This is a genomic window from Acinetobacter sp. YH01022 (assembly GCF_013420235.1).
Lineage (GTDB): Bacteria > Pseudomonadota > Gammaproteobacteria > Pseudomonadales > Moraxellaceae > Acinetobacter.
On the sequence record NZ_VOYP01000076.1, the window covers coordinates 1 to 7,841 of the forward strand.

5 protein-coding genes are annotated in these 7,841 nt (G+C 43.7%); all 5 read left to right on the plus strand.

The features are described 5' to 3' along the window. The first annotated feature begins 323 nt into the window (after positions 1–323). The 5 genes from FTT87_RS15305 to FTT87_RS15325 all read left to right on the plus strand — a co-directional run bounded on the left by FTT87_RS15305 (position 324) and on the right by FTT87_RS15325 (position 6,896). On the plus strand, positions 324–1,697 hold the full coding sequence (locus FTT87_RS15305) for an MFS transporter (RefSeq protein WP_180042556.1): 1,374 nt from the start codon (positions 324–326) through the stop codon (positions 1,695–1,697). Between the two features lie 168 nt (positions 1,698–1,865). Beyond that, on the plus strand, positions 1,866–3,134 hold the full coding sequence (locus tag FTT87_RS15310; protein ID WP_180042602.1) for a DcaP family trimeric outer membrane transporter: 1,269 nt from the start codon (positions 1,866–1,868) through the stop codon (positions 3,132–3,134). A gap of 615 nt (positions 3,135–3,749) precedes the next feature. Beyond that, positions 3,750–4,976, plus strand: a complete 1,227-nt coding sequence (locus tag FTT87_RS15315) for an efflux RND transporter periplasmic adaptor subunit (RefSeq protein WP_180042555.1) — start codon at positions 3,750–3,752, stop codon at positions 4,974–4,976. Further along, positions 4,973–6,196, plus strand: coding sequence for an ABC transporter permease (locus tag FTT87_RS15320; protein WP_180042554.1), 1,224 nt, complete (start codon positions 4,973–4,975; stop codon positions 6,194–6,196). Before FTT87_RS15315 ends, FTT87_RS15320 begins: the two co-directional genes overlap by 4 nt. Continuing rightward, positions 6,189–6,896, plus strand: coding sequence for an ABC transporter ATP-binding protein (locus FTT87_RS15325; protein ID WP_180042553.1), 708 nt, complete (start codon positions 6,189–6,191; stop codon positions 6,894–6,896). Before FTT87_RS15320 ends, FTT87_RS15325 begins: the two co-directional genes overlap by 8 nt. Positions 6,897–7,841 lie beyond the last annotated feature (945 nt).

A 7,841-nucleotide genomic window follows, 5' to 3' on the forward strand; every position in this document is an offset into this window, starting at 1 on the left:
AAAGTTGGGTGTATTTCTTCATTGTGTGCTTTCCAATTGCGAGTTGAAAAAGTCCAATGATTCTACGAATACACCTAACTTTTTCAACTAACTACAAATGTGTCGCACTTGGGATTTGAATCTGCGAGACTCAATAAAATATTTTTATATAAAAAGGTGATGGGTCTCATGGTCTTTAATATATCTAAAGCATAGTAAATACAGGATTTTGACCTAAAGCAGACTTTATAGGTATAGAAACATGCCTATTCAGTTTTGGACATTTTTTCGCATCTTCTGCATTGTGAGCACCAGAAACTGAACTTCACAATTAGGAGGTGGAGATGTCTACAAATAAAGTGAATATTAATACGCTGATCGATGAGGCAAAATTTACGCCATTTCACTGGGGTGTGTTGCTTTGGTGTCTGTTGATCATTATCTTTGACGGTTATGACCTGGTAATTTATGGGGTAGCTTTACCACTCCTGATGCAGGAATGGGCACTCAGTACCGTACAGGCAGGTTTGCTGGCCAGTACTGCATTATTTGGCATGATGTTCGGTGCCATGAGCTTTGGTACTCTCTCTGACAAGATTGGCCGTAAAAAAACCATCATGATCTGTGTTGCACTTTTCAGTGGTTTTACCTTTTTAGGTTCTTTTGCCAGTAACCCTACTGAGTTCGGTATTCTTCGCTTCTTAGCCGGTTTGGGAATTGGTGGCGTAATGCCAAACGTGGTTGCCCTCATGACCGAATATGCACCAAAACGTATCCGCAGCACGCTGGTTGCCCTGATGTTTAGTGGTTATGCGATTGGTGGAATGTCATCTGCATTATTGGGCGCATGGTTGGTTCCACAGTTTGGCTGGAAAATCATGTTCCTTCTTGCCGGTACTCCATTATTACTTTTGCCGGTTATCTGGAAATTCCTGCCAGAATCGCTGATGTACCTGACTGTTAAAAAAGAAACAGAAAAGGCCCACGTCATTATCCAAAAATTGTCACCAGAACAGCAGATTACAGCTCAAACTGAATTTGTCCTGAATGAGGTGAAAAAAGGTGATGAAGCGCCACTCAAAGCATTGTTCCAGCAAGGCCGTAGCTTTAGTACCTTCATGTTCTGGCTGGCTTTCTTCATGTGCCTGTTGATGGTATATGCTTTAGGCAGCTGGTTACCAAAACTAATGATTCAGGCAGGTTATTCACTGGGCGCAAGTATGATCTTCCTGTTTGCCCTGAACATTGGCGGCATGATTGGCGCGATTGGCGGTGGCTACCTGGCAGACAAGTTCCACATCAAAAAAGTATTGACCATCATGTTTATATGCGGTGCATCGGCTCTGGTTCTGCTTGGTTTTAACAGTCCACAGTTTGTATTGTATGCCCTGATTGCCTTGGCAGGTGCCTCGACTATCGGTTCACAAATTCTGCTATATACCTTCGTCGCACAATATTACCCATCGACTGTACGTTCTACCGGCATGGGTTGGGCTTCAGGGATTGGCCGTATCGGAGCGATCGTAGGACCAGTACTGACCGGAACTTTATTAACTTTTGAATTGCCACACCAAATGAACTTCTTTGCCATCGCTATTCCGGGTGTGATCGCTGCGCTGGCTGTTTTCATGGTTAATCTAAAATCTTCTGTAGAAGGCCAAGCCCTTGCAGAATCTGCTGTCAAAAGCAGTCCTGTTGCACAAAAAGTCACCCAATAATTTCTTTACCTTTCCATTAATCTACTATCATCAATGATATAGATCGCCATCGTAAGCGATGGTGATCTGTTGCTAGAATTTGACGGCACAATAACAAGCGAGTTTAGGATGAACGCGAAAACATTAACCCAAACAACTGATTTACAAGCAACAACGGTTCGACCAAATATGCAGCGTACGCTCATGATAAGCATGATTGCATTAAGCATGGGAGGAATGAGTGTTGCAGCGCAAGCACAAACCCAGCAGCAAAATGAAATTGAACAGCTTAGACAGGAAGTTCAAGCTTTACGTAGTTTGGTGGAGCAGCAAAAAGTACAGAATGCACAAACTGCAACAGCAATTGCTAACATACAACGTACTGCAGCAACTGTGCCAGCGAACCCTGTATTAAAAACTGCCAAAGGCGCCGAGTTTAATTTATATGGTAATGTGCGTTTAGATGCCTCTTATAAGGTTGATGGCGGTCCTATCGATTGGCCATATAACCAGATCAATAACGTGGCACTGGAAGGTACTGCCGGAAATAGCGACCGTTTAAGCTCGACTTTATCTGCAACGCGTTTAGGCCTTGATTTTAAAACTCAGGCTTCTGAGCAAGAGGTCAAAGGTAAAATTGAAGTCGACTTTTTGGGTGGAGCTAACTTCGATAATCTGCGTATCCGTCATGCCTATGTAAATTATGGTAACTGGCTGTTGGGGCAAACCTGGTCAAACTTTGCAGTACCGGATTATATGCCAGAAACTATTGATGCAAATGCATACGTTGGTGGTGCTGTGAAACGTACACCACAAGTGCGTTATACCACCAAATTTAATCCACAAACCAATTTGGTATTAGCTGCTGAAGATCCTAAAGATAAATTGGTCACTGATAAGGTGATCACTCAGCGTTTACCGGCGTTAACCGCACGTTTAAATCATCAATTTGCAGATAACTTAAATGTCAGCGTACGTGCCATGGGTCATGAAAAGCGTATCAATTCTGAAGAAGAAATGGCATGGGGAGTAGGTGTAGGTGCAAAGTATGATGTCGTACCTGGTACCACCTTAAAAGCAGATTATTACCATGTTAAAGGCGATAGCAGCTTCGTATCATTTGCCAATAAAGGTGTTGTTGTAGAAGCAGATGGTAGTCTTGTACAAAACGAATTTGATTCTATTATGCTAGGTGTTACCCAAAAATTTAGTGACAAATTACATGGCACTTTGGGCTACGGCTATATGACTTTTGATAAAGATCAAAATTATCTGGATGCTCCAGGAAGTGCAGCTACAGCCAATAAAGACCTCTGGCAAGCCTGGGCAAATGTTTTTTATAGCCCAACCAAGCCTTTGAGTTTTGGTCTTGAATATGTCTATGGTGAACGTGAAACTTTTGCTAGCAAGACAGGTGAAGACAACCGCTTAAATGCAGTTGCAATCTATAACTTCTAATAGTCCCCTAAATAAAGACCTCTTATTATGCACTACATAGTAAGGGGTCTATTTTTATATGTATATTGTGATCATTTGAGAATCAAAACCTGAGCCAGAACAAAGCACAGCCATGGACTAGATCTTTTTTGCTATTACCTCATTGTGAACCACTCGTTTAGAATGACTAAATTTAGTATTTCTTGCCTCACATCCTCTAAAAAATACTTGCACTCGCAAATATAGACGAATTATCAACAGATCCTCATTTTCTATTATTGAATTTCGCATAGTGAAAATTAGTGCATAGCCACAATAAGGTCTATCAAAAGATCAATAGAGATATCTTGAATTTGGGCGACCCTTCCGTTTAAGTTAAACTGGCTTATGAATTTTAAAGTAGTAAAAATACGGAAATAGGTGTAAGCGGGGTTATTTTTCGTTTATCTTTATATGACTCATTTGAATCCTAGCCAATTCACAACAGGCCGATCGCTACCATAGTGTAATGGTTTAATTTCATGAGGCTTTTCAAAAAATCTTATTGTCAATAACAAGTTGAAGCATACAATTCTACAGAGCAACAGTACTTGCTGTTAGATGTACCAAGCTCTTAAGCTGAACTGGAGAGATTCATTGCGCGTTGTTCGCTATAAATTTGTGATTATCATCCTGCTGCTTATACTTGCAGCAAGCTATGCTCTATTTCGATGGTGGCAGGGACCTGTGTTACCAGGATATACCCTGACATACAGGCCTCTGGTGCAAAATGTAGTAGCGACTGGCCGTGTAGCAACCGTATCACGTGCTCAGGTGGGCAGCGAAATTACCGGTGTCGTTCTTGAGCGGTTTGTGCAGGAAGGTGATCAGGTGGTGCCGGGTGATTTACTGCTCGTCTTAAAATCGGATGAACTGCGTGCACAGGTACGACAAGCTGAAGTGGCTCTGACCGAACTCGCAACCAGCCGGCGTCCACAGGCAGTAGCAGAACTGGCCACTGCCAAAGCCCAGCTGGAACAGGCCAGTCGGGAAGCAGCACGTAGACGTAATCTAGAAGCTGGCATACTCTCAGCAGAAGAAATAGAACAGGCCGTGGAAGCGGAAAGAGTCGCCCGCAATAATTTTGAAACAGTACGTCTAAAAACAGCAGCATTGGCACCTGGTCAAGTCGAGGAAGCCAAGCTTCGTGAGCAACTTGCTGCAGCCCAGGCTCAACTGGCCAAAACTAAAATTCGCTCTACAGTCACCGGTACGGTACTCACTCTGGATGTGGAACCGGGTGATCTGATCCAACCGGGTCAGACTTTATTTAGCATCGCATTGAAGGGCAATACAGAAATTCGTGTGCCTTTAGATGAGCGAAATTTACCGCAACTTGCTTTACAGCAAAAGGCAATGGTCATTTCTGATGCCTATCCGGATCAAGCTTTTCCGGCCCGGATCAATTTTATAGCGCCAAGCATTGATCCGCAGCGTGGTACGGTAGAGGTTCGCTTAGCCGTCGATCCGGTGCCTGATTTTCTGCGTCAGGATATGACGGTGTCGGTGAATGTCGAGACCAACAGACGAGAGCGGGCATTGGCTATTCCAAACGATGCTTTAAGCAGTATCAAAGGCGATAAGGCCAGTGTGCTATTGGTACGTGATGGAAAAATAAAATATCAGCAAGTCAGCTTAGGTTTACGTGGCCTGGCCATGTCAGAAGTGGTTTCAGGTTTGAGTGATGGTGATCAGGTGCTGGCCAATGCCGAAGCACCCTTAACAGAGGGTGAGAGGGTACGCTTAAAACAGCAAAAAACACCCTGGAATCATCAGGCTGATGATACAAATAGTAAAAATGAATTACCGGTGAAATTCGATTGAAAAACTTTTTCGGGCGGCTCTGGACAGAATGGACAATCGCAATCAGTTTTTTGCGTGAAGGCCGTGCACAGTCCATCATGATTACTGTGGGTGTTGCAGTGGGTGTGGCTGTCATCATTTTTATCAGTGCTTTAATTCAAGGATTGCAGTCGAATATTGTCGAACGTACTTTGGGTACTCAGGCGCATATCCGTTTGCTGTCACCGGATGAGGTGAATCAGATTGTGCAGCCTGCTGCAGGAACGGTGCAATTATTGCAGGAAGACAAGCGGGCACAGCGCCTGCGCTCAATTAACAACTGGCAGCAGATTACTGAGACTTTAGATCAGTTGCCGGTACTGACCGCCGTATCTCCGGTGGTATCCGGGCCGGCCTTTGTGCAAAGGGGTGATGCCATTCAATCTGTCGCCTTGGTGGGTATTAATCTTGAACGTTATCAACAGATTATCCCACTGAGAGAATATCTGTTAAGCGGTCAGTTGCGCATCGGTGCAGACGATGTAATGATTGGCAGTCAGCTCGCCAAAGATCTGGGTGTGCAGGTGGGAAGCAAGTTACGGCTGGATACGGGGCGGGAGAACAGTGCATTGGTCAATGTGGCCGGGATCTTTGAACTTGGGGTACGCGAACTGGATGCGCGCTATGTGTATCTGGACTTGAAACAGGCACAGTCCTTACTCAGTTTACCTGGTGGAGTTACAGTGATTGACCTGACTATTTCAGATATTTTTGAGGCAGACAATATTGCTGCACAGATAGGACGCTTGACCTCATTAAAAGCCGAAAGCTGGATTAAAACCAATGCTCAGCTGATGAATGCAATTACCGCTCAGAGCCTGTCAACCAATATGATTATTATCTTTGTGGCAATTTCCGTGGCATTTGGAATTGCCAGCGTTATGTCGGTCAGCGTGGTGCAGCGTACCCGGGAAATCGGTATTTTACGCGCGACTGGCGCGACCCAATTGCAAATTTTACGAATTTTCCTGTTTCAGGGCGCAATATTTGGCCTGCTGGGTTCAGTTTTAGGCAGTGCGGTCAGTTATGGTCTGGTGTGGATATTCAACACCTTTGGCCCGGGTCTGTTTTACATTCCTCTTTCGATCAATCTGGTAATACTGGCCTTGTTACTGGCTACGCTGACTGGCGTACTGGCTGCTGCGATACCATCGCGCCGGGCAGCAGCATTGGACCCTGTGGAGGCGATTCGTCATGTCTGACCAGTCTCAGGAAGTACTGCGCCTAGAAGCGCTGCATAAATCTTATAATATCGGGCAGCCCAATGAAGTTGAAGTATTACATGGAATCGATTTGCGTATCGCCCGCAATGATTTTGCTGCGCTGATTGGTCCATCCGGTTCCGGTAAAAGTACCTTATTGAATATTTTAGGTTTGCTGGATAAACCTAGCAGCGGTGAGCTGTATTTGCTGGGTCAGCCAACCAGTCGCATGGATGATGCCGGACGTACTGCGCTACGCGGCAACAGTATCGGTTTCGTGTTTCAGTTTCATCATCTTATTCAGGCTTTTACTGCCTTAAACAATGTACTTATGCCGTTAATGCTGACACATGGCAAGCCGGACAAACAGGCACTGGAGCGAGCGCGTGAACTGCTTGCAGCAGTCGGTCTTGAACAGTTTGCGGATCGTAAACCGAATGAACTTTCGGGAGGGCAGCAACAGCGGGTGGCGATTGCCCGGGCACTGATTACAGAACCAGCGCTATTATTAGCTGATGAACCTACAGGGAATCTGGATACCCAGACGGCTGCAGAAATGTTTGAACTGTTCCGTAAAGTGCATCGCGAACGTGATTGTGCTGTACTGCTGGTAACGCACGATCCACGTCTGTCTGCGACCTGTGATCGCACCATCAATCTGGTCGATGGCCGTATTCAAAGTGATTCATCAAATCATTAAACCAGCTCCTTTATTTTAAAATTCTAATCTTGATCTTAGCTACCCACTGAACAGCGATATGCAGATCTCTATAAGAAAACAAACGCTGAATTAAAAGAAGAAATGGGTGATTGCTGATGTATAGGATCATTGAGTTAATCTTTATTTCTATTTGCATTTGTCTTGTTTCTTACGCTTTTTTCACTGTCATTTTCTATGTTTCAGGTTGGGGGATGGCTAAATGAAAATTAATGCAATTCACCAGATCGACCTTGCTGAATGTCCTCGTTGTCATTCAATCATGTTCAAAGGTCTTATTTCATTCCATTTAACTAGTTGCTTGGGGTGATCTTCATGTCTAATAAATCTGATCAAAAAAAACATCAAAACCCGTAAAAACACGGGGGAAAGTACCCTAAATAAGCAATTCCATAGTCCTGAGTCTAGTCTCCGGACTGATTTTTCTATCCCCATTTATAACATGCGGGTTACGATTGACTAAAAATGAATCAAAATAGGGCTGATTTAGATGATTACAAAAGATGATTTAATTTATTTGTTTATGCTGATTCAAATTTTAATTGTTGCTTTGATCTTGGCTTTTAAAGTGTTTGTTTGGTCAGGTTGGTATCAGTTCATTTTTGGCTAAAGTTCTTTGTGATCCGATAGGTTGTTGCTACTGAAATTAGTTTGGACGTTTATAAATTAACTTCCACAATAAAAATACAAACGTCCAAAGCTCACGGATTTCGGCATAACGTGTATTATGTTCATTAAGATGCTTCACTGGAGAGATTAATATGTTGGTGAATCTCTCCAGTGAAGTTGTGCAATGACTATGAACCGTACCGGGTTTGTCGGAGACCAAACTTTCTGAGAGAATGTCCCGATGAAAAAAGTAAAATATACCCCTGAAATCAGAGATAGAGCGGTTCAATTATTGATTGAATCCGAAAAAGATTATCC

Coding starts and splice junctions, on each gene's coding strand:
- FTT87_RS15310 (WP_180042602.1), top strand. CDS start 1,866: ATGCAGCGTACGCTCATGATAAGCATGATTGCATTAAGCATGGGAGGA.
- FTT87_RS15325 (WP_180042553.1), top strand. CDS start 6,189: ATGTCTGACCAGTCTCAGGAAGTACTGCGCCTAGAAGCGCTGCATAAA.
- FTT87_RS15305 (WP_180042556.1), top strand. CDS start 324: ATGTCTACAAATAAAGTGAATATTAATACGCTGATCGATGAGGCAAAA.